At 73.1% G+C, this 22228-nt stretch carries 18 protein-coding genes; 12 read left to right on the top strand and 6 right to left on the bottom strand.

All coding sequences use genetic code 11. The features are described 5' to 3' along the window. Nucleotides 1–64: 64 nt before the first annotated feature. The 3 genes from ACH35V_RS39850 to ACH35V_RS39840 are packed head-to-tail and all read left to right on the top strand — an operon-like array spanning nucleotide 65 to nucleotide 3278. The gene (locus ACH35V_RS39850; RefSeq protein ID WP_395980079.1) at nucleotides 65–1174 is read left to right on the top strand and encodes a precorrin-3B synthase; all 1110 of its coding nucleotides are present in this window, start codon (nucleotides 65–67) and stop codon (nucleotides 1172–1174) included. After that, on the top strand, nucleotides 1171–1791 hold the full coding sequence (locus tag ACH35V_RS39845) for a precorrin-8X methylmutase (RefSeq protein WP_395980078.1): 621 nt from the start codon (nucleotides 1171–1173) through the stop codon (nucleotides 1789–1791). Before ACH35V_RS39850 ends, ACH35V_RS39845 begins: the two co-directional genes overlap by 4 nt. Continuing rightward, nucleotides 1791–3278: a precorrin-2 C(20)-methyltransferase gene (locus ACH35V_RS39840; RefSeq protein ID WP_395980077.1), complete on the top strand. Its 1488-nt coding sequence runs from the start codon at nucleotides 1791–1793 to the stop codon at nucleotides 3276–3278. Before ACH35V_RS39845 ends, ACH35V_RS39840 begins: the two co-directional genes overlap by 1 nt. Here ACH35V_RS39840 and ACH35V_RS39835 read toward each other — a convergent pair. From ACH35V_RS39835 to cbiE, 3 genes are read right to left on the bottom strand one after another with little or no spacing between them, the layout of a single operon-like run. Beyond that, on the bottom strand, nucleotides 3269–4000 hold the full coding sequence (locus ACH35V_RS39835) for a cobalt-precorrin-6A reductase (RefSeq protein WP_395980076.1): 732 nt from the start codon (nucleotides 3998–4000) through the stop codon (nucleotides 3269–3271). The genes ACH35V_RS39840 and ACH35V_RS39835 overlap by 10 nt on opposite strands. Continuing rightward, on the bottom strand, nucleotides 3997–4740 hold the full coding sequence (cobM, locus tag ACH35V_RS39830; protein ID WP_395980075.1) for a precorrin-4 C(11)-methyltransferase: 744 nt from the start codon (nucleotides 4738–4740) through the stop codon (nucleotides 3997–3999). The genes ACH35V_RS39835 and cobM overlap by 4 nt, the downstream gene beginning before the upstream one ends. Continuing rightward, the gene (gene cbiE / locus ACH35V_RS39825) at nucleotides 4740–5954 is read right to left on the bottom strand and encodes a precorrin-6y C5,15-methyltransferase (decarboxylating) subunit CbiE (RefSeq protein WP_395980074.1); all 1215 of its coding nucleotides are present in this window, start codon (nucleotides 5952–5954) and stop codon (nucleotides 4740–4742) included. Before cbiE ends, cobM begins: the two co-directional genes overlap by 1 nt. Nucleotides 5955–6022: 68 nt before the next feature. On the opposite strand from cbiE, the gene cobF reads away from it, so the two are divergent. Beyond that, nucleotides 6023–6874: a precorrin-6A synthase (deacetylating) gene (gene cobF / locus ACH35V_RS39820; protein ID WP_395980073.1), complete on the top strand. Its 852-nt coding sequence runs from the start codon at nucleotides 6023–6025 to the stop codon at nucleotides 6872–6874. Here cobF and ACH35V_RS39815 read toward each other — a convergent pair. Beyond that, nucleotides 6777–8333, bottom strand: coding sequence for a S8 family peptidase (locus ACH35V_RS39815; protein WP_395980072.1), 1557 nt, complete (start codon nucleotides 8331–8333; stop codon nucleotides 6777–6779). The genes cobF and ACH35V_RS39815 overlap by 98 nt on opposite strands. 346 nt (nucleotides 8334–8679) lie before the next feature. On the opposite strand from ACH35V_RS39815, the gene ACH35V_RS39810 reads away from it, so the two are divergent. The 3 genes from ACH35V_RS39810 to ACH35V_RS39800 all read left to right on the top strand — a co-directional run bounded on the left by ACH35V_RS39810 (nucleotide 8680) and on the right by ACH35V_RS39800 (nucleotide 13469). Then, on the top strand, nucleotides 8680–11166 hold the full coding sequence (locus ACH35V_RS39810; RefSeq protein WP_395980071.1) for a proprotein convertase P-domain-containing protein: 2487 nt from the start codon (nucleotides 8680–8682) through the stop codon (nucleotides 11164–11166). 102 nt (nucleotides 11167–11268) lie between these two features. After that, nucleotides 11269–12516: an MFS transporter gene (locus ACH35V_RS39805; RefSeq protein ID WP_395980070.1), complete on the top strand. Its 1248-nt coding sequence runs from the start codon at nucleotides 11269–11271 to the stop codon at nucleotides 12514–12516. Then, the gene (locus ACH35V_RS39800) at nucleotides 12513–13469 is read left to right on the top strand and encodes a TolB family protein (protein WP_395980069.1); all 957 of its coding nucleotides are present in this window, start codon (nucleotides 12513–12515) and stop codon (nucleotides 13467–13469) included. The genes ACH35V_RS39805 and ACH35V_RS39800 overlap by 4 nt, the downstream gene beginning before the upstream one ends. Nucleotides 13470–13490: 21 nt before the next feature. On the opposite strand, the gene ACH35V_RS39795 is transcribed toward ACH35V_RS39800, so the two are convergent. Next, entirely contained in the window at nucleotides 13491–14438 is a 948-nt protein-coding gene (locus tag ACH35V_RS39795; RefSeq protein WP_395980068.1) for a hypothetical protein, read from the bottom strand. 64 nt (nucleotides 14439–14502) lie between these two features. Then, the gene (locus ACH35V_RS39790) at nucleotides 14503–15471 is read right to left on the bottom strand and encodes a helix-turn-helix domain-containing protein (RefSeq protein ID WP_395980067.1); all 969 of its coding nucleotides are present in this window, start codon (nucleotides 15469–15471) and stop codon (nucleotides 14503–14505) included. Between the two features lie 408 nt (nucleotides 15472–15879). On the opposite strand from ACH35V_RS39790, the gene ACH35V_RS39785 reads away from it, so the two are divergent. The 5 genes from ACH35V_RS39785 to ACH35V_RS39765 all read left to right on the top strand — a co-directional run bounded on the left by ACH35V_RS39785 (nucleotide 15880) and on the right by ACH35V_RS39765 (nucleotide 22163). Next, nucleotides 15880–16467, top strand: a complete 588-nt coding sequence (locus tag ACH35V_RS39785; RefSeq protein WP_395980066.1) for a S1 family peptidase — start codon at nucleotides 15880–15882, stop codon at nucleotides 16465–16467. A 144-nt stretch (nucleotides 16468–16611) separates the two neighbouring features. Beyond that, a complete protein-coding gene (locus tag ACH35V_RS39780) occupies nucleotides 16612–20232 on the top strand; it encodes a protein kinase (RefSeq protein ID WP_395980065.1) in 3621 nt (1206 codons plus the stop codon). A 173-nt stretch (nucleotides 20233–20405) separates the two neighbouring features. After that, nucleotides 20406–21092 carry an ArsR family transcriptional regulator gene (locus ACH35V_RS39775; protein ID WP_395980064.1) on the top strand — a complete coding sequence of 229 codons (687 nt, stop codon included), beginning with the start codon at nucleotides 20406–20408 and terminating at the stop codon, nucleotides 21090–21092. A gap of 41 nt (nucleotides 21093–21133) precedes the next feature. Beyond that, on the top strand, nucleotides 21134–21835 hold the full coding sequence (locus tag ACH35V_RS39770) for an arsenate reductase ArsC (protein WP_395980063.1): 702 nt from the start codon (nucleotides 21134–21136) through the stop codon (nucleotides 21833–21835). A 202-nt stretch (nucleotides 21836–22037) separates the two neighbouring features. Beyond that, nucleotides 22038–22163 carry a lasso RiPP family leader peptide-containing protein gene (locus ACH35V_RS39765; RefSeq protein WP_395980062.1) on the top strand — a complete coding sequence of 42 codons (126 nt, stop codon included), beginning with the start codon at nucleotides 22038–22040 and terminating at the stop codon, nucleotides 22161–22163. Nucleotides 22164–22228 lie beyond the last annotated feature (65 nt).

Raw genomic sequence — 22228 nt, 5'->3', positions numbered from 1 at the left:
TCGTCGTCGTGCAGAAGCGTACGGCAGCGCGAGCCGCCCGCAAACGGGGGTTAGCATCCTCATCGTGCCGAATGTCCATGCGGTGGGGAGAGCGCGCGCCGACGCGTGCCCCGGAGCTCTGCAGACGCACGACGCAGCCGACGGCCCGCTGGCGCGCGTCCGCGTCCCCGGCGGGGCGGTGTCCGCCGCGCAGCTCCAAGTGCTCGGCGCCGCCGCGCGCGAGCTGGGCCGGGACGTCATCGAGCTGACGTCCCGCGCCAACCTCCAGCTGCGCGGCGTGCGCGACCCGGCGGCGCTCGCGGCGCGCCTCACGGCCGCCGGGCTGCTGCCGTCGGCGTCCCACGAGCGGGTGCGCAACATCGTCGCCTCGCCCCTCGGCGGGCGCGGACGGCACGGCCGCCTCGCGACCGACCCCCTGGTCGCCGCCCTCGACCGGGCGCTGTGCGCGCGTCCCCGGCTGGCCGGGCTCCCGGGCCGGTTCCTGTTCGCGCTGGACGACGGCACCGGCGACGCGGCGTCCCTGGACGCCGACCTGACGATGACCCCCGACGGCCTCCTCCTGGCCGGAACCCCGCTCGCCCCGGCGTCCGCCGATCCCGTCCAGACCATGATCGCGGCGGCGGAGGCGTTCCTCGACGTCCGCGGCGGCGCCTGGCGGCTGGCCGAGGTGCCCGGCGGGGCGGGCCTCGTCGCGGAACGGCTCGGCGGAGTCCCGGCGGACGGGAGGCACGTCCCGGACCCGCCCGCCCCGCACGCGGGGATCATCCGGCAGCGGGACGGGCTCGCCGCGCTGGAGGTCGTGCCGCCGCTCGGGCGGATGTCGGGCGCGCAGGCCGAGGCGCTCGCCGACGTCGCGGGCGAGGCGCGCCTGACCCCGTGGCGGAGCGTCGTCCTGCGGGACCTGCGACGGGACGAGGCCGAACGGGACGCGGCCCGCCTCGCGCGGCGGGGATTCGCGACCGATCCCGGCTCGCCGTGGGTCGGGGTGACGGCGTGCACCGGCAGCCCCGGCTGCGCGAAGTCGCGCGGCGACGTGCAGGGCGAGGCCCGCCGCTGGGTGGACGGCCTCGACCGCGCCGCACCGATCCCCGTCCACTGGGCGGGCTGCGACCGGCGCTGCGGGATGCCGCGCGGCCCCGTCACGCTGAAGACCGTGGACGGCGAGGAGCGATGACCGACTACATCCGCGACGGCGCGGAGATCTACCGCCGGTCGTTCGCGACCATCCGCGCGGAGGCCGACCTGTCGGATCTGCCGGACGACGTGGCGCGGGTCGCCGTCCGCATGATCCACGCCTGCGGGATGACCGACCTCGTCGACGACCTCGCCTGGTCGCCGGGGGTCGTCGCGCGGGCGCGGGCCGCGCTGCTGGACGGCGCGCCGATCCTGTGCGACGCGCGGATGGTGGCGGCCGGGATCACCCGGGCCCGGCTCCCCGCCGGGAACGAGATCGTCTGCACGCTCGGCGACCCGCGCGTCCCTGAGCTGGCGGCCCGGCTCGGCACGACGCGCAGCGCGGCGGCCCTCGACCTGTGGCGGGACCGCCTCGACGGCGCCGTCGTCGCGGTCGGCAACGCGCCGACCGCGCTGTTCCGGCTGCTGGAGCTGGTCGGTCAGGGCGCGGCGCGTCCGGCCGCGGTCCTCGGGATCCCGGTCGGGTTCATCGGGGCGGCCGAGTCCAAGGAGGCGCTCGCCGCGAGCGACCTGCCGCACCTGGTGGTGCGCGGGCGGCGCGGCGGCAGCGCGATGACGGCGGCGGCGGTCAACGCCGTCGCCAGCGAGGCGGAGTGATGACGGGACGGCTCTACGGCGTGGGCGTCGGGCCCGGCGACCCCGAGCTGGTCACCGTGAAGGCGGCCCGGCTGATCGGCGCGGCGGACGTGGTCGCCTACCATTCCGCGCGGCACGGCCGCAGCATCGCCCGCGCCATCGCGGCGCCCTACCTGCGCGGCGGCCAGGTCGAGGAGCAGCTCGTCTACCCGGTCACCACCGAGACGACCGATCACCCCGGCGGCTACAAGGGCGCGCTGGAGGAGTTCTACGCCGACTGCACCGCCCGGCTCGCCGCGCACCTCAACGCGGGCCGGACGGTCGTCGTCCTGAGCGAGGGCGACCCGCTGTTCTACGGCTCCTACATGCACCTGCACAAACGGCTCGCTCCCCACTACCCGGCCGAGGTCGTGCCGGGCGTCACCTCGCTCAGCGCCGCCGCCGCCGCGGCGGGACGCCCGCTGGTGGAGCGCGAGGAGACGCTGACCGTACTGCCAGGCACGCTCCCCGGCGACGAGCTGACCGAACGGCTGCGCTCGGCGGACGCGGCCGCCGTCCTCAAGCTCGGCCGGACGTTCCCCAAGGTCAGGCAGGCGTTCGAGGACGCGGGGCGGCTCGGCGACGGCTGGTACGTCGAACGGGCCGCCACCGACCGGCAGCGGGTCGAACCGCTCGCCGACGTCGACCCGGCGGACGTCCCGTACATGTCGCTGGCGTTGCTGACGAGCCCGGCGGAGCAGACGTTCACCGCGCCTTCCCCGGCGCGGCCGGAGGGGCCGGGAGGGGTCGCGGTCGTCGGGCTCGGCCCGGCGGGACGGCCGTGGCTCACCCCGGAGGCGCAGGACGTCCTGGCGTCGGCCACCGACCTCGTCGGCTACGGCCCCTACCTGGACCGCGTGCCGCCCAACCCCCGCCAGCGGCGGCACTCCACCGGCAACCGCGTCGAGGCCGACCGGGCCCGGCACGCGCTGGCGCTCGCCCGGGACGGCGCCCGCGTCGCCGTCGTCTCGTCCGGCGACCCGGGAGTGTTCGCGATGGCGACCGCAGTGCTGGAGGCGGCGGCGGAGGACGAGTTCGCCGGCGTGCCGGTGCGGATCGTCCCGGGCCTGACCGCCGCCCAGGCCGTCGCCGCCCGTGCGGGCGCGCCGCTCGGCCACGACTTCTGCGTCCTGTCGCTGTCGGACCTGCTCAAACCCTGGGACGCGATCGCCCGGCGGATCACCGCAGCGGCGGAGGCCGACCTGGTGCTCGCCCTGTACAACCCGTCGTCGAGCCGCCGCAGGCACCAGCTTCCGGCTGCCCGCGACCTGCTGCTGGAACACCGTTCGCCGGAGACGCCGGTGGTGATCGGACGCGACGTCGGCGGCCCCGAGGAGAGCGTCACCGTGACGACGCTCGGCAAGCTCGACCCCGACCTCGTCGACATGCGCTGCCTGGTCATCGTCGGATCGTCCACGACCCGGGTCACCGGCCGCGGCGTGGTCTACACGCCCCGCCGCTACCCCTGAGCCCAGCGCGCGGCGGCGGCCGCGTCCCCGGTCTCCGCGACGCCGCCCGGGACGGGCGGGCGATCGACCATGATCACCGGCAGCCCGGCGTCCCGCGCGGCGGCGAGCTTCGCGCGGGTCATCGCGCCGCCGCTGTCCTTGGTGACCAGCACGTCCAGCCGGTGCTCGCGGATCAGCGCACGCTCGCCGTCCACCGTGTAGGGGCCGCGGGAGAGCAGCACGCGCACGTTGGACGGGACGGGCGGCTCCGGCGGATCGACCGACCTGGCGAGGAACCACACGCCGGTGCGGGCCGCGAACACCGGGAGGCTGCGCCGCCCGGTGGTGAGGAACGCGCGGGCGCCGTCCGGCAGCGCGGCGGCGGCCTCGCCGAGCGAGGGGACGCGGTGCCACTCGTCGCCGTCCCCCTCACTCCAGCCGGGGCGGCGCAGCGCGAGCAGCGGCACGCCGGCCAGCTCGGACGCCCGCGCCGCCGAGGCGCTCATCCGCTCCGCGAACGGGTGCGTGGCGTCCACGAGGCGGTCGATCCGGTGCGCGCGGAGCCACGCCGCCAGCCCGTCCGCGCCGCCGAAACCGCCGACGCGCACGTCCCCGGCGGGCAGCCGCGGGTCGGTGACGCGCCCGGCGAGCGACGACACGACGTGCACGCCCGGGACGCCGGACAGCCGCGCCGCGAGGTCCCGGGCCTCCGCCGTGCCGCCGAGGATCAGGACGCGCCTCACACCCGCTGCCGCCCGGCGCTGTAGAGGTGGCTGTCGGGGAACGCCGACGCCGTCAGCACCCGCCCGACGACGATCACGGCGGTGCGCTTCACCCCGGCTTCGCGCACCAGGCCGGCGATGTCGGCGAGGGTGCCGCGCAGGATCAGCTCGTCCGGGCGGCTGGCGCGGGCGACCACCGCGACCGGGCAGTCCGCGCCGTAGTGCGGCAGCAGCTCGGCCGTCACCTCGCCGATGCGCTGGACGGCCAGGTGCAGCACCATCGTCGCGCCGCTCGCGCCGAGGGTGGCGAGGTCCTCGCCGGCCGGCATCGGCGTGGCCCGCGCCGCCGTCCGGGTCAGGACCACCGTCTGCCCGACGCCCGGCACGGTCAGCTCCCGCCCCAGCGAGGCCGCGGCCGCCGCGAACGCCGGGACGCCCGGGACGATCTCATGCGGCACGCCAGCCGCGTCCAGCCGCCGCACCTGCTCGGCCACCGCGCTGAACACCGACGGGTCGCCCGAGCACAGGCGCGCCACGTCCAGCCCGTCCCGGTGCGCGGCGATCAGCTCGGCGGCGATCTCGTCCAGCGTCAGGTTCGCGGTGTCGACGAGCCGGGCGCCCGGCGGGCAGGCGTCGAGCAGGTCGCGCGGCACCAGCGACCCCGCGTACAGGCACACCGGCGCGGACTCCAGCACCCGCAGCCCCCGCACCGTGATGAGGTCGGCGGCGCCGGGACCGGCCCCGACGAAGTAGACGGTCATCAGGCGTCCTTCCGTGTCGTCCAGATGGTGACGGGCATCGCCGGGCGCCACCCGGTGAACCCGCCCAGCGGCCCGGCCCGCTCGATGCCGACGCGGACGAGTTCCCCGCCGTGCGTCTCGCGCGCCTGGGCGACCCGGACCTCCCCTTCGAGGGTGACGGCGTTGGCGACGAGCCGCCCGCCGGGTCTCAAGGCGTCCCAGCAGCGTTCCAGCAGACCGGGCACGGTGAGGCCGCCGCCGACGAAGACGGCGTCGGGGGGCGGCAGCCCGTCCAGCGCGTCCGGCGCCCGGCCCGTCACGACCCGCACGCCGGGGACGCCGAGCGCGGCGGCGTTCCGGCCGATCCGCTCCGCCCGCTCCGGACGGCTCTCCACCGCGACCGCCGCGCAGGACGGATGCGCCCGCGCCCACTCGATCGCGACGCTGCCCGCACCGGCGCCGACGTCCCACAGCAGCTCGCCGGGCAGCGGCGCGAGACGCGACAGGGTGACCGCGCGGACCTCGCTCTTGGTGAGCTGCCCGTCATGGTCGAAGGCGTCGTCGGGAAGCCCGGACGTGCGGGGAAGCGGCGCCGCGCCGGGACCGGGCGCGCACTCCACGGCGACGATGTTCAGCGCGGACGCGGCGGGCTCCGTCCATTCCCCGGCGGCCCCGTGCCGCACCGTCTCGGCCTCCGCGCCAAGGTCGCACAGCACGGTCATCCGGCTGGGCCCGAACCCGCGCCCGGCGAGCAGCGCCGCCACGACCGCCGGCGCCTCGCGGCCCGCGCCGAGCACCAGGATCCGCCTGCCGGGCGCGACGACCGCGTTCAGGGTCTCCGCCGGGCGGCCGACGAGGCTGACGACGTCCGCCCGCTCCAGCGGCCAGCCGAGCCGCGCGCACGCCAGCGACGCCGACGACGGATGCGGCAGCACCCGCAGCCGCGCCGGGCCGAGCAGCTCCGCGAGCGTGGACCCGATCCCGTAGAACATCGGATCACCGCTGGCCAGGACGGCGACGGCACGCCCTTCGTAGCGCCGGATCAGGCCGGGCAGCGCGGGCAGGAGCGGCGAGGGCCAGGGCACCCGCTCCGCCCTCCCGGCCGGGACGAGCCCGAGCTGGCGGCGGCCGCCGAGCAGCACGTCCGCCGCCCGCAGCGCCTCCCGGGAGGCCTCCGCGAGCCCGTCCCACCCGTCGGCGCCGATGCCCACGACGGAGACGGCACGCGCGTCCAAGGGCCTCCTTCCACCGCCGGGAAATGCGGCGACAAGCCTATATGAGCGGTTCTGGCACACTTGTCCGGGTGAAGCGGCTCCTGATCATCGGCATCGGGGCGGGCGACCCCGGCCACCTCACCTTCCAGGGCGCCGCCGCCATCGCCGCCGCCGACGTCTTCCTCCTCGTCGGCAAGGGCGAGGCCAAGGACGACCTGACCCGGCTGCGGCGCGACCTCATCGCCGCGCACGGCCGCGAGCCGTACCGGATCGTGGAGGCCCGCGACCCCGAACGCGACCGCGCCGCCCCCGCCTACACGGCGGCCGTCGAGGACTGGCGCTCCCGCCGCGCCCGGATCTACGAGTCCTTCATCGCCGACGACCTCGCCGACGGGCAGACGGGCGCGCTCCTCGTCTGGGGCGACCCCGGCGTCTACGACAGCACCCTCGCCGCCCTGGAGGAGATCGACGCCGGGTTCGAGTACGAGGTCGTCCCCGGCATCAGCAGCGTCTCGGCGCTCACCGCCCGCCACCGCGTCGCCCTCACCCGCGTCGGACGCCCCGTCCACATCACCACGGGCCGCCGCCTGGCCGCCGAGGGCCCCACCGCCGACGACGTCCTCGTCATGCTCGACGCCGCCTGCTCCTTCACCGGCGCGGGCGACGACTACCACATCTACTGGGGCGCCTACCTCGGCACGCCCGACGAGATCCTCATCGAGGGCCCGGTCACCGAGGTCGCCGACCGCATCCGCACCGCCCGCGCGGACGCCCGCGCCCGCAAGGGCTGGATCATGGACACCTACCTCCTCCGCCGCGACCTGAGCGGAGACGGCCGCGATGTCACGGGGTCAGCGTCCAGGACACGAGGCTTCCTGCGTCGAGTTTGTAGGCGTCTCGTACGCGCAGGCGCCAGGCGCCCGCGCGGGGCTCGGAGCTGAGGTCGGCGGTGTGGTCGGCGGTCAGGTCGGCGGCGGAGTCGTCGGGGTCGGCGGCCTTGAGCGGGTAGACGGTGCCGTCCGGGGCGATCAGGTCCAGGACGAGGTCTCCGCGGTAGGTGTGCCGGATGTCGACGGAGACCTTGGCGGTGGCCGAGCCGTTGCCGGCGCAGCCGGTGGCGGTGATCGACCGCTCGACGGTCTCCCGGTCGGCCAGCTGGACGGACGGCGCGTCGGTGAACGGGCCGCAGGCGGTCGGCGCGATGGGCGGGACGTAGAGCAGCCGGTTCGGGGAGCCGCTGCCCGCGCCGGTCACCTTGCCGGGCGTGGCGTCGGCCACGATCTTCTGGGCGATCTGGGCGGGGGTGATGCCGGGAATGGCGGCGAGATGGATTGCCGCGGCCCCGGCCACGTGGGGTGACGCCATGGACGTTCCGCTGATCGTGTTGGACGCGGTGTCGCCGGTGTGCCAGGCGGAGGTGATGCCGCCGCCGGGGGCGAACAGGTCGAGGCACCGGCCCCAGTTGGAGGTGCTGCGGCGGGCGTCGTCGCTGTTGGTCGCGCCTACGGTGACGACCTCGGGGACGTTCGCCGGCCCGACCTGGCAGGCGTCGGCGTCGTCGTTGGCGGCCGCGGCGACATAGGTGTAGCCCTTGGCCACCGACGCCTGGATCGCGGCGGTCAGCGCCGTGCTCCGGGAGGTCTTCACGCTCACGTTGACCACGGCGGGCCCGGTGGAGTTGGCCGCGATCCAGTCGACGCCGCCGAGGACGCTGGAGTTCGGCCCGGTGCCGTCGCAGCCCAGCACGCGCACGGCGATGAGCTTGGACTTCTTGGCGACGCCGTAGCGGGCGCCGCCGGCGGTCGCGGCGACGTGGGTGCCGTGCCCGTTGCAGTCGCCGGCGTCGCCGTCGCCGTCCTTCAGGTCCGTGCCGTAGGAGGCGCGGCCGCCGAAGTCGGCGTGGGAGATCCGGATGCCGGTGTCGATCACGTAGATCCGTACGCCGTCGCCGGCGCCGCCATAGGTGTACGACTTCGACAGCGGCAGGTCGCGCTGGTCGATCCGGTCCAGGCCCCAGCTCGGCGGGTCGTCCTGGCGGTCGGAGATCGTGGCGAGCCGGTCCTCCTCCACGTAGGCGACCGCCGGGTCGGCGGCCAGCCGCCGGGCCTCGGCCTGCGACAGTGAGACGGCGAAACCTTGGAGGGCGCTGGAGTACGTCCGGGAGAGCAGTCCGCCGTAGTCCGCGGCGAGCCTCCTCGCCGTCGCGGCGACGCCCTCGGCGCGCAGGCCCGGGGTGTTGTTCAGAACGACGATGTAGCGGTCCGGGATGGCGTCGGGCCCGGCCTTGACGAGGGTGCCCTGCGGGGCCGGCGGGGATGCGGCGAGCGCCGTCCCGCTCGGGGTGGTGGGTGCAGCGGCCACCGCGATGACGGTGACCAGTGCGCGGATGCGTCGTTTCATACGCCGAAGGTCCCGCGAAATCGTTCAGTTGTGGGACTCGTAGTGCCAGCGGCACCAATGCGCCACCATTGCCCTCTAAAAACAGACACATATGCCGTTAGTGGGGCATAGCGCGCAGCACCCGGTCGTCAATTCACGGAACAGCAAGCGTCTGGCCACCGCGCTGCGCAGGCAGGACTCCGACTGACCTGCACTTATACGCGCCCTTCTATTCACTGAATGGCTCTCTGTCAACAGGCTCGGCCATTGACAGCGCGACCACGCCAAGTAGCTTTCCAGTCGCCGTGGGCCCACGGATCCGTATCGGCCTCTACCCCCCGTCCCCCCCGCCGAGAGGAAAACGATCGTGATCCCTCACGACAAGCGGCACCGGCTCATCGCCGGCACCGCAGGACTCGTGCTGGTGCTGGCCGCACTCAGTGCGGCGCCGGCGCACGCCCTCAAGGGCCAGGCCCAGGAGAAACCGGCCGCTCCCCCGGCCCCGCCGCTCCCCGCCGCCAGGGCCGTCGTCCCGCAGCTGTCCGAGAAGAACACGCGCACCCAGGCCGTCGCCCTTTCCGGCACGTCCTCCCGGGCGTCCGCCCGCGAGATCTGCAGCCCCGGAGCCAAGTGGCTGAGGCTGCGCTTCACCGAGCTGGACCTGCGCGGCGCCGACAGCCTCACCGTGGCCGGGTCCTACGGCGGCTTCGGCTTCACCGGCGGCAAGTGGCGCGACCGGGTGTTCACCACCCGGGCGTTCCGCGGCGAATGCGTCAAGGTGCGGCCGAAGTTCGCCGATCCCGGCAGCAGGTACGCCGTCGACAGCTTCCAGGCCGGCGCCCGCGACCTGGCCCAGGCCGACGCCGTGGTCGCCGGAGCCGGCGACATCTGCGGCAGCGCCTGCGCCGACACCGCGAAGCTGATCACCGGCATGAACCCGGACGCGGTGTTCACCGCCGGCGACAACGCCTACGACAGCGGGACGCTCAGCGAGTACAACGGCCCCTACAAGCGGACGTGGGGCGCCTTCCTCGACAAGACCCGTCCCACGCCCGGAAACCACGACTACAAGACCAGCGGCGCCAGGGGCTACTTCGACTTCTACGGCGCCCGCGCCGGCGAACCCGGCAAGGGCTGGTACAGCTGGGACGTCGGCGACTGGCACTTCGTCGCGCTCAACAGCAACGTCTCGATGAGCGCCGGCTCGGCCCAGGAGCAGTGGCTGCGCCAGGACCTGGCCGCCAACACCAAACCCTGCACCGCGGCCTACCTGCACCACCCGCTCTACAACATCGGCAACCACAGCCCGTCCACCGGCACCCGCCCGCTGTGGAAGGCGCTGTACGACCACAAGGCCGACCTGATGCTGGCCGGTCACGACCACAACTACCAGCGGTGGGCCCTCCAGGACCACCAGGGCAAGGCGGACCCGAACGGCATCCGGGAAATCCTCGTCGGGACGGGCGGGAAGAGCTTCTACTCCGTGAGCTCCACCAACCCGCCCAACCTCCAGGCCAAGAACGCCAACACCCACGGCGTGCTGAAACTGACGCTGTCGAGCACCGGCTACAAGGCCGACTTCGTCCCGATCGCCGGCCGCACCTTCACCGACACCAGCTCCGCGACCTGCCACAAGGCGGGCTCGAACCAGGCCGACTTCGGGATGACCGCCGCCCCGGCCGACCTGAACGTCGCTCCCGGCGCCTCCGGCGGCTCGACGGTGAAGGTGACCAGCCTCAACGGCTTCGCGGGCAGCACCCAGCTCAGCGTCTCCGGCCAGCCGTCCGGCGTCACCGCGACGGTGGCCCCGTCCTCGGTGGACGTCACCGGCGGCGGCAGCGCCGACGCCAAGCTGAACGTGTCGGTGCCCGAAGGGACGCCGAACGGCAGCCACACCCTGACGGTGACCGGCACGTCGGGTGCGCTCACCCACACCGCGGCCGTCAGGCTCACCATCGGCGTCCAGCCGCCGGGCTTCTCCGACGACTTCGAGTCCGACAAGGGCTGGACCGTCAACTTCGCCCAGACCGACACCGCCACCGCCGGCGGCTGGGAGCGGGGCGACCCGGAGGAGACCGCCGAAGCGGGCGTCAAGCAGCTCGGCACCACGCCGAGCGGCGCCAACGCCCTGGTCACCGGCAGGCTGGCCGGATCGGGGCCGGGCATCCATGACGTCGACGGCGGCGTCACCAGCGTCCAGTCCCCGTCCATCGCCCTGCCCGCCGGAGCCGGCGCCGCGTTGAAGTTCTCCTACAACTTCGCGCACCGCGACAACTCCGGCCCCGACGACTTCCTCCGGGTCAAGGTCGTCGGCTCGACCACCGCCACCGTCCTGAACGTGACGGGCACCGCCTCGACCGACCTGGACGGCTCCTGGAAGGCGGCGACCGCCGACCTGTCCGCCTTCGCCGGGCAGAGCGTCCGCATCGTCGCCGAGGCGGCCGACAACGGGACCGGAAGCCTGATCGAGGCGGCGATCGACGACGTGAGCGTCACCACGGCGCCCACCGGGACCACCTTCCGCAGCGACACCCCGTTCCCGATCCCCGACCGGGGCACCGCCGAGAGCCCGATCACGGTCTCGGGCCGGACCGGCAACGCCCCGTCCGACCTGCGCGTCAACGCGCGCATCACCCATCCCTACGGCGGCGACCTGGCGGTCGAGCTGGTCGCGCCCGACGGGCGCACCTTCCCGATCAAGGCGTCCCGCAGCAAGGAGGACGGAGCCGATCCCGCGATCAACGCGACCGTGGACGGCTCGGCGACGGCCGCCGCGGGGCAATGGCGGCTGCGGGTGAAGGACACGCTCGACCAGGACGACGGCGTCCTGAACTCGTGGAGCCTGACCTTCTGACCAGGCCCCGGGGGCGCGGCACCGCTGGCCGCGCCCCCGGACCCCCGCCGGGGCCGTGCCCCGAGACCTCGCCGGCCCCTGTTCCTGAAGGCGAGCTGAGCCGTGTATCTGTCCAACGTGCGCGCCACCGGCGCCTCCCCGGCCGCCCGGCGTCCGACGGCGCGGGTGCCCGCCACCGTGGTGGCCCTGGGCCTGGTCAGCTTCTTCACCGACGTCTCGTCCGAGATGGTGGCCGCGTTCCTGCCCATGTACGTGCTGTACGGCCTGGGCGCAAGTTACGTGCACCTCGGCGTGCTCGACGGTCTCTACACCGGTGCCAGCGCGCTGCTGCGCCTGGTCGGCGGCCACCTGGCCGACCGGTCGGCCAGGCCGAAGGCCGTGGCCGTGGCGGGCTACGGCCTGTCGGCCGCGAGCAAACTGATGTTCCCGCTCGCGGGCGGGATGCTGGGCGGCATCGGCACGGCCGTCGCCGTGGACCGTGCCGGAAAGGGGCTGCGGACCGCTCCCCGCGATGCCCTCATCACGGCCGCGGCGCCCCCGAAGCAGGTCGGGGCCGCCTTCGGCGTGCACCGGGCGCTGGACACCGCGGGCGCGCTGCTCGGCCCCATGGTGGTCTTCGCGCTGGTGGCCGGCGTCGGGCAGGCCTACGACGCGGTCTTCGCCGTCAGCTTCTGCCTGGCGATGACCGGCCTGATGATCCTGATCTTCTTCGTCCGGGACCGGACGGTCGCGCCGGGCGCCCGGCCGCGCGTGCTGCCGCGGGACGGATGGCGGCTGCTGGCGCGGCCGCCGCTGCGGCGCGCCGCTCCCTACGCGGCGCTGCTGGGGCTGGCGACGGCCGGCGACGCCTTCGTGTTCGTCGCTGTGCAGCGGCAGTCCGGTCTCGGCGTGGCCGCGCTGCCGCTTCTGCCGCTGGGCACCTCGCTGGTCTTCCTGGCGGCCGCCGTCCCGGCGGGCCGGCTCGCCGACCGCGTCGGCGGCTGGCGGGTGTTCCTGGTCGGGCATGTCCTGCTGGCGACGGCCTATGGACTGCTCGCGGGCGGGCCCGGCGGAGTGGGCGTGGCGCTGGCCGTCCTGCTGCTGCACGGGCTGTTCTACGCCTCCACGGATGGCGTCCTGATGGCCTGTCTCGCCCCGCGACTGCCCGAGCACCTGCGCGCCAGCGGTCTGGGCATCACCCAGGCCGGGCAGGCCATGGCCCGGATGTGCGGCGCGATCGGGTTCGGCGCCCTCGCCAGCGGCTGGGACCTCCGGACGTCCTTCACGGTCTTCGCCGCACTCCTCGCCGCCGGGCTCGTCCTCGCGTCCGCCTTCCCACCCCATGAGCTGAAGGAGCAGCCGTCGTCATGAAGATCCCCCCACGCGCGATCGCCGGGTTCAGTTCGATCGTGGCCCTGCTGTGCGCAGGCAGTGGCTACGTGACGTGGTCGGTCTCCAAGAACCAGGGCCCGGTCGGGTCGGCCGCGCTCGCCGCCGAGCCGGGCACCCTCATGTTCCTGGACGGCGGCCGCGACCTCGTCCAGGTGCCCGCCGGACGGGCCGCCTCCGCACCGGTCCGGCGCGGGCTCGCGTGCCTGCGCGCCTACACCGCCCGCGACACCACGATCTGCCTACGCCCGGTCGCGATGCCCGCCGGTTTCGAGGCCGCGTTCCTGCGCGGAGGGAAGGAGATCGCCGATCCGACGCGCATCGACGGCACGCCCAGCCGGGCCCGAGTCTCCCCCACCGGACGGCTGACGGCCTGGACCGTGTTCCGCTCCGGCGACTCCTACGATCCCGGCGCGTTCGCCACCACCACCGGCATCTACGACACCGTGACGAGGAGGCTGCACGGCTCGCTGGAGGACTTCACCGTCATCATCGGCGGCCGTCCGTACCAGCGCGAGGACAGGAACTTCTGGGGCGTCACGTTCGCCGCCGACGACCAGACGTTCTACGTCACGATGAGCTCGGCCAAGCGGATCTGGCTGCTCCGCGGGCAGTTGTCCACACGGACGCTCACCGCGATCGGCCGCGACGCCGAATGCCCTTCGCTCTCCCCCGACGAGACACGGCTGGCCTACAAGAAACGGGCGGGCGAGCACTGGCGCCTCCATGTCCTGAATCTCCGGACCGGGCGCGAGACGCCGCTCGCCGAGACGGCGGACGTGGACGACCAGGCCGCCTGGGTCGACGACACGTCCGTCGTCTACGGGCGTCCGACCGGCGGCGGGCGGCGGTCGCTGTTCACCGTCCCGGCCGACGGAACCGGCGCGCCGCGCCTGCTCCGCCACAACGCGACCTCGCCCTCCGTCCTGCGGTGAGCCGCGGCCTCGCGGCCCGGGTCACTCCCACTCCCAGTCGACGCCGTGGAGGCCCGGCTCGGGATCGAAGACGATGAGCGCGGCCGTGCAGGAGCCGATCCACAGGTCCTCGGCGGTGACCTTCGGATGGGCGATGGACGGCTGGAAGAAACTCCGGCACCGGGCGGGCAGCGCCGCCCGGTCGAACGTCACCTCCACGGAAAGCTCGCGCGTGCCGGGCTCCACCCGGTGGCGCGAGTGCGGCTCCAGGTGGCCGGGCGGGTAGGCCAGCGTGTACTCCACCACCGCCCGCTCCCCCATCGCCAGGGGGCGGTCCAGAATCATCTCGTGCACCTCGAAGCCGGTTTCGTGGTCGCTTCTGACCCGGCCCGCCCGCCAGCCGCGGGCGTCCTCGATGACCGGGCCCCGCACCCCCGCCATGTGAAAGTGGTGGACGATCAGCGCGCGCCGCACCTGCGGGCGTCGCGACTCCACCACCATCTGCATGGTCAGCGTGCGGACCTGGCGATGCGCGTCGAGCCGCTCCTGCACGCTCCGGCGCCGCTGCAGCAGATGGGCCAGGTGCTCGGGCGCCGCGCCGACCTGGGCAAGCACGCGCAGCACGCCCTCGGGCCTGGCCCACGTGCGGTCCGGTCGCGGCGCCTGGGCCGCCGGGTGGGCGCTCCACCGGCCGCGCGGACGCGGTGGCCCGAGCAGGCCGGTCAACGCCCCTTCCGGGACGTCCAGCACGTCTTCGAGGAGGCGCACGGCGCGCACCGACTCGGGCCGCTCCGGCTGGGTGCGGCCGGACTGCCAGTAGCTCAGCGTGGTCCTGCTCACCGAGATCCCCCGGCCGTCCAGCCGGCGCTGGAGCCGGTCCAGGCTCAGCCCGCTGGCCTGGATCGCCAGCCGGAGCGCCACGCTGAACGGCCCGTCGTCCAGCGCCTGCGCGAGGGAATTCCGCAACGTGTCGGGCGACTGCCTGTTCACTCTCCGCTCCCTTCCAGCCCGTCCGGCCCGTCCGGCGCGCGTCCGGCGCGCGTCCGGGCCGGAGTCACAGCCAGCCGTTCCGCGCCGCCGCGACGGCCAGCTGGAACTTGCTCGTGGTCGCCGTCAGGGCCATCAGCTGCTCCACCCGGCGGTAGAACGTCCTCCTGCTGATTCCGAGCGCCTCGGCCGCGCGGGAGTCGCTGACCCCGGCGTGCAGCAGTGCGAGCAGCCGGCGGTCCTCGGCCCTGATCGTCGTCTGGGGGCCGCCCGACTGGTGCAGCGGGACGGCCACCTTCCAGCAGATGTCGAACAGGCCGATCAAGGCCTCCAGCAGCCCGCCCGAGTAGACGATCGTCAGCGTCGCGTCCAGGCCGTCGCTGGGCCTGGCCATCCAGGCGAGGTCGTGGTCGAGGATGGTCATGTTGACCGGCAGCTCCTCCGCGACCCGCGCGAGCTCCCCGGCCTCGACGCACGGCATGACGTTCCCGGACAGGTAGCCGGGCTGCTCCAGACTCTGCGGCGAGTACACCACCCGGTAGACGATCCCGCGTTCCAGCTGGTCGAGCTCGGCGCGGTTGACGGTGCCGAACAGGTGCGGGGGGCGGTCGAGCCTGCGGATCTCGTGCCGCACGCTGCTGACCAGCTGACGTATCCGCTGCTTCACCGCCGCTCCGGTGACGACCTCGACCGGCGACTCCACGTCGTTCTTCCACGCGGACCTGCGATGGGTCTCGAAGGCGTGGCCCACGGCGACCCTGGCACGCTCCACATCCGCCTCACGCTGCCGCGCCAGCGCGCCCAGCCCCACATCGGGCATCACCGCCCGGTACTCGTGCTCCGCATGGCGCCCGGCCAGGCCCCAGGTGGTCAGTTCCTTGAGCGCGGAACGCACCCGGTCGGCCCGCAGCCCCAGCGCGCCCGCCAGTTCCGTGTCGGTCGCCTGCTTCAGTTTGAGCAGGTGCCCGTACACCCGGGCCGCATTTTCTCCGAGGCCGAGGAGAATAAGCTGATCAAATAGACCATCCTGCTCCACGCGTGCACTATACGTAGCGCCCCCATCCGGTTAAAGGGCTCCCCTGCCCGCACCGCCGATCGTCGTTAAGTTGTGACCATGGAGACGCGGCGGCCGCGCGGCGAAATACCCGCCCTCCGGCGGCCTGACGTTCAAGCCGTCCATTGTCTATCGGGTTTCCGCGCGAGATGATGTCCCTCCGACGCCAATGGCGCAAATGAGGCGCGCCGACCGCGAAGCACGCCTCGCGACAGGGCTGGATCTGAAGCCTTCCACGGCGAATCCCGCGGCCGCACGGCCGCCCTTCACGACCGCAACGCCATACCTCGAAAGGCTTATTGTCGCCAATGGCGTAAGTGCGCAACAGAATGCGTGATCGCGGCTTTACCTTGAGGGCGCTCTCACCCCGTCCCCCGCAAGGAGTCGCACATGACCGTCCGCCGAGCCGTCACCGTCCTGGGCGCCGCGCTGGCGCTGACCAGCGCAATGGCCCTCCCCGTCGCGGACGCCGCCCCGCCGCCGATCATCGGCGGCCAGACGGTCACCGACGCCCCATGGGCGGCGTCGGTCTACCAGAGCGGGACGTTCGCCTGCTCGGGCTCCATCGTCGCGCCGACCTGGGTTCTGACCGCCCGCCACTGCACCAGGAGCAGCAGCCTCTCGGTGCGGGTCGGCAGCGTCCACCGCTCCCAGGCCACCACGATCAGCGTGACCGAGGTCTCGGTGCCGCCGAGGGGAGACCTGGCCCTGCTCCGGCTGTCCCGTCCGCTCCAGACGACCTACGCCCAGCTCCCCGAGACCGACCCGCCGACCGGCTCCACCAACCAGATCTGCGGCTGGGGCCGCACCGGCTACCCCAGCGGGCCCACGTCCGACCAGCTCAAGTGCGCCGACGGCCCCGAGCTCCACAACGGGCAGCAGGTGGGCGTGGCCTCCACCGCCGACGGCAAGACCCGGCAGACCTACGCCAGCGTCCCGGCCGGACGGGCCTGGATCCGCTCCATCGCCGGCGTCTGACCCCGCCGGACCCGTCCATGTTCGCGGGGTGGTGTGTGGGTGCTGTGTGCAGATGTTCGCAGACGGTGAGTGGTCGGCTGGACGACCATGGCCGCTGACGTGCCGGTGTGGACGAATTGATCCCAGGGAGCCGGGAGGATCGCCGTGTCGGAGCCGCTTCGCCCTGGAGATCCGCACCAGCTGGGGGACTACTATCTCGACGGCCGGCTCGGCTCGGGTGGTCAGGGCGTCGTCTACGAGGGCTTCGGGCCGGACGGGGCGCGGGTCGCCGTCAAGGTTCTGCGCCGGGTGAGCGACGCCGATCTCGCGACGTTCGACAGGGAGATCCGGGCCTGGCGGCGGGTGGAGCCGTTCTGCACCACCAAGGTGCTCCATGCCGATCTCAGCGGTCCGTTGCCCTATGTCGTCAGCGAGTATGTGCCAGGTCGCGACCTGGGCCGCGATGTGTGGGAGAAGGGGCCTTTCGGGCCTGAGAATGTGCGCCGCCTGGCGCTGGGCGTGGCGACGGCGCTGGTGGCGGTGCATCGGGCCGGGGTCGTTCACCGGGACCTCAAGCCGGAGAACATCCTGCTCGGGCCGGACGGACCGCGTGTGATCGACTTCGGCATCGCCCGGATCGAGGAGCCGTCCGACACCACGGCCGTCGTCATGGGGTCGCTCCGCTACATGCCGCCCGAGCGGTACCGGAGGGAACGCGGTGACGCCAAGGTCGACATCTGGGGCTGGGGCGCCGTCGTCCTGTTCGCCGCGACCGGTCACGACGCCTTCGACGGAGCCACCCTCGATCAGCTCCGCGACCAGATCGAGCACCGGGATCCCGACACCTCCGCGCTCGACGAGCCGCTGCGCGGTCTGGTGCGGTCGGCTCTGGCCAAGGATCCGGCCGGCAGGCCGACGTCCGAGCAGCTCCTGCTGACCCTCGCGGGACGCGCCGATCTCGCCGAGGTCGTGGACCAGACCGTGCCCGTCGATCGGTCCGTTCCGTCCGACCCGTCCCGGGCGGAGAAGGCCGAGCGCGTGTTCGGGGAACTCGGCGCCGGGGCCCGCGACGCCGTGCCGCGGATCATGCTGCGCATGGTCGCCGGCGGCGAGCAGGCGGAGGACGCGCTGCGCTCCGCGTCCCGGGCCGAGTTCGTCGACGAGTCGACCGGCGCCGAACTCGCCGGCGAGGTCCTGGACGCGTTCATCGGCGCCGACGTTCTGGTCCGGCGCGACGACGGGGCCGTCACCCTCCACAGCGCCGCGCTGCTTCGCTCCTGGGTGCGGTTGGGCGAGTGGGTGCGGGCCGACCGCGACGGGCTGGCCGTCCACCATGACCTGACCGTCGCGGCCCGGCGCTGGGACGAGAACGGCCGCAAGCCCGGCGACCTCTATCAGGGGTCGGCGCTGGCGCGGGCACTGTCCTGGCTGACCTCGGGTCGTGTCCACCTGGCGCCGAACCACGCCGAGCGCGCCTTCTTGAACGCTTCGCTGGCGCTGTCGCAGCGGCGCGGCCGGGTGCGCACCGTGCTCACCGCCGTCCTGGCCGCTCTGCTGGTCCTCGCGGTCAGCGCCGCCGCGATCGCGTTCGACCAGCGGCAGACGATCGCCGGCCAGCGCGACCGCGCGGCGTCCGCGCAGGTGGCGGGCCTGGCGCAGACGCTCCGCCGCTCCAATCCGGAACTGGCCCGGCGCCTCGCCGTCGCGGCCGAGGGCCTGGCCGCGACCCCGCAGTCGTGGTCGGCGCTTCTCGCGCTGCGGCATCAGGCGGAGGCCGGCATGTTCAGACTGCCCGACTTCGCGTTCTCGGACGCCAGGCTCGACGCCGCCGGCCGCGTCCTCGCCGCGGCGGGAGGCGGCATCGGGCAGGGCAGCGTCCGCGTCGAGTTCTGGGACCTCGACGCCCGGCGGCGGATCAGCGCCTATGCCCCGCCGAAGGCGACGGTCAACGGCGTCGCCCTGTCCGCCGACGGCCGGACGGCCGCCGTCAGCACCAAGGAGGACGGGCTGACGCGGCTGGTGGACACCGCGACCGGCCGCCTCCGCGACGGCCGTACCTATCCGAGCGCCCGGGGCCAGTACGGCCCGACGGTGTCGATCAGCCCGCTGGGCACCTACCTGCTGATCGGCGAGCTGACCACGGATTCGGAGGGCCGTTCCCAGCGGGTGCTGGGCATCTGGGACACGCGCAGACCCAAGAAGATCATCACCGTGTCGGGCGGATTCGCCGACCTCAACGCCTCGTTCTCCCCGGACGAGAGGATCGTGTCCCTGCCCGCGTCCAGCGGCAAGGGCAGGCCCTTCACCTGGTACGACACGCACACCAAGAAGAAGATCACCGCTCCCCGCTTCGACCTGGACGGGGGCGAGATCTCAGGCCCGGTCGTGTTCAGCCCGGACGGCCTGCGCGTCGCGGTCAAGATCGGAAAAGGCGACGTCCGCGTCCACAACCTGCAGTACGGATACAACGAAATCGATCTGGACACGCCGCTGGAAGACGGGGTCTTCGGCTTCGCCCCGGACGGGCGGCACGCGGTCTTCAACGGAAGGCTCTGGCGGCTCAGCAGCAGTTTTCTGGTGAGCGGGCAACCCATTCTGAACTATTCGACGACTCAGGGAGAGTGCCGGCCCGACGCCGGTTTCCGGCTCTCTGCCGACAGTTCCGAAATGCGGTGCGTGGGTGAGGACGGCGCGTATCGGTCGCTCGACATCAGCGCCCTGACCAAAGCGAAGAAGCTGGGCACCGAGAGTCTGTACACGCAGGGCGGGTTCACCGAGGACGGGTCGACGGTCGGCATCGCCACCACCTCCACGACCGAGCTCTGGTCGCTGCGAACCCACACCTTGCGGGCGACCTGGGACGGCGCCGCCCACCAGATGTCCGAGGCCCTGTTCAACCGTGACGCGACCATGCTGGCGGGCCTCGCCGCCGACCACTCCGCCATCGAGATCTGGGATGTGAACAACAAGTCCAGACTCGGGCGGTTGACGACCCCGCTCAACGGCGAGCCGCTCGAACGGACGACGCAGACGATGGCGTTCTCGCCCGACGGGAAATCGCTCGCGTTCTACGTTGTCCGGCCGAACGGAAAACACAGCCTGACGTTCTGGAACCTGACCACGATGAAGAAGGTGTACGAGACGACCGAGCAGATCGGATGCTATTCGGCCCTGACGGCGATCCTGGGCACGTCCGAGGTCTCGCTGACCTTCCGCCCCGACGGCGGATCCGTCCTCGCCGCGCCCTGCTTCGGCCTGGTCGAGCATCCGAGCGGCCGGCTCGTCCGGACCAAGGGCCCCGTCGGCGCGATCGTCGACGCGGTCAGCCGCGACGGCACGACGTTCTACACCTTCCCGCGAGGGGGCGCGCCGTGGGTCAGGTTCTGGGACGCGCGGACCCTGCGTCCCAAGGGCGAGGACCTGCGCACGGGACCGGTTTCCGCAACGGACGCATCGGGAACGGCCCTGTCACCGGACGGGGGCATGGTCGCCACCGTCCACCAGACCGGACCTCTCATCGGCGAGACCTATCAGATCAAACTGTGGGACGTCCGCTCCCGAACCCAGCTTGGCGTCCCGCTCACCGGATCCATCGGAGAGATAACCGCACTGGCCTTCTCCCCCGACGGCAAGGCATTGACCAGCGTGGACAAGAACGGCCGGATCAATGTCCATGACATAGCGCGCACCCGCCTCGTCCGGGCCCTCTGCTCTCAGTCCGGTCGCCTTTCCAAGCGGGAATGGCAGCAGCACATCCCCGACATCCCCTACCGCAAATCCTGCTGACCGCTTTCTGGGCGAGCTGGCCGTGCGGCTCTGGGCAGCGAGCGGCAAGCAGGCACATCGACGCCGCGGCCTCTGGCCTGCCCTCACCGATCACTGAACCCGCCTCCCCGGCGGCCGAAGCCCGTCCGGCGGGCTTGACCGCGCCAGTTCTCTCAGCAAGTATTGACTCAATCATGGTTGAGGCAAATGAGATCGAGCGGCGGGCGGCCGTCCATGCGGCGCTGGGTGAGCCGGCCCGGCTGGCCATCGTCGATCACCTGCTGCTGGGCGACGCCGCGCCCGGTGAGCTGGGGGCGGTGCTGGGCATGCGCTCCAACCTGCTGGCCCATCACCTGCGGGTTCTGGCCGAGGCCGGGGTGGTCGACAGGACGCGGTCAGAGGCCGACCGGCGGCGCACCTACGTGCGGCTGGCGCCCGGGGCGCTCGCCGCGCTGGCTCCGGCCGCATGGGTTCGGGCGGTCGCGGCGTCGCGGGTGGTGTTCGTGTGCACCCGCAACTCGGCGCGCTCGCAGTTGGCCGCGGCCTTGTGGACGCAGCGCAGCCCGATCCCCGCGACGTCGGCCGGCACCCGTCCCGGTCCGCGCGTGCACCGGCGCGCGGTCGCGGTCGCGCGCCGGCACGGGCTGGCCCTCCACGGGCGCGGGACGCGGCACGTCCGCGACGTGGTCGACGCAGACGACCTGGTCGTGGCCGTCTGCGACAACGCCTACGAGGAACTCGACCCCAAACCGCGACTGCACTGGTCGGTGCCCGACCCGATCGGCGCCGGCACCGACACCGCGTTCGAGACCGCGTTCACCGAGATCGCCTCCCGCGTCGACCGCCTCACCACGGCGGTTCGTCCCCGGGACGGCGATTGACCGTCCGTGAGTGACCGACCATCCCCTGGGAGGGTGTTCCGATGCCCAGCAACTCGTCGTCCAAGAGCCCGACGTCCGAGAGCCCGGCCACCGAGGCGTACCGCCGCGCCGGACTGAGCGTCGATCAGCAGCATGCCCTGTTCACCGCGGCCCGCCGGCTGGCCGACGAGTTCTCCGGCACCTTCGGCGCCGAGACCATCGACCGGTACCTGCACACCAGTTATGACCAGTTCGCCGGACGCGCCACCGTGCCGCACTTCCTGCCGCTGCTCGCCGAGCGGTTCGCCCGCCAGCGCCTCCACGCCCTCGCCCGCGTCGAGGGCAAGGACACCGGCGCGACCCCGATCGTGCTGTTCCTGTGCGTGCACAACGCCGGACGCTCCCAGATGGCCCTGGGCTTCTTCACCCACCTGGCCGAGGACCGGGCGATCGGCTGGTCGGGCGGGTCCGAGCCCGGCGACCAGATCAACCCCGCCGCCGTCCAGGCGATGCGCGAGGCCGGCATCGACATCACCGCCGAGTTCCCCAAGCCCTGGACCACCGAGATCGCCCAGGCGGCCGACGTCATCGTCACCATGGGCTGCGGCGACGCCTGCCCGGTCTTCCCCGGCAAGCGCTACCTGGACTGGGCCCTCGACGACCCCCGGGGCAGGGATGTGGCGGCCGTCCGTCCGATCCGGGACGAGATCGAGCAACGCGTCCGCGCCCTGCTGGACGACCTGAAGGTCCCCGTCCGGGAGTGATCCGAGCCCACCGGCGATCACTTGCCCACACGACTCGGGGCTGGTCGGGATTTTGAGTGAATAGTCCGATTTTAGCCCTGTTCGCTTCCACCTTACTTACGATGTATTGAGACCTTACTCTATGGGTAATGGTGACCAACTTCTGGGCGTCGGTACTTTGTATTCGACAGGACTCGGACCCCGGCAAGAAGGGAGGTCACTCATGAACCGGGAAAAGGAGAATTACGAGCCGCCGCTGATGGTGGAGGTGGGCGACTTCATGGACGTCACCCTCCGCCAGGGCACCTGGGGCTGGGACAAGTACGACCAGTGCAAGTGGCTCTGCTGACCGGGAACTGACCATTAGGTAGAAATGCCGAAGTGGATCCGGTTGTCGTGTGGCGGCGCCCGCAA

It is taken from the genome of Actinomadura sp. 1N219 (genome assembly GCF_044326405.1).
Lineage (GTDB): Bacteria > Actinomycetota > Actinomycetes > Streptosporangiales > Streptosporangiaceae > Spirillospora.
Note: the sequence above shows the minus strand (reverse complement) of the source record. Positions and strands in the feature narration are given on the sequence as shown.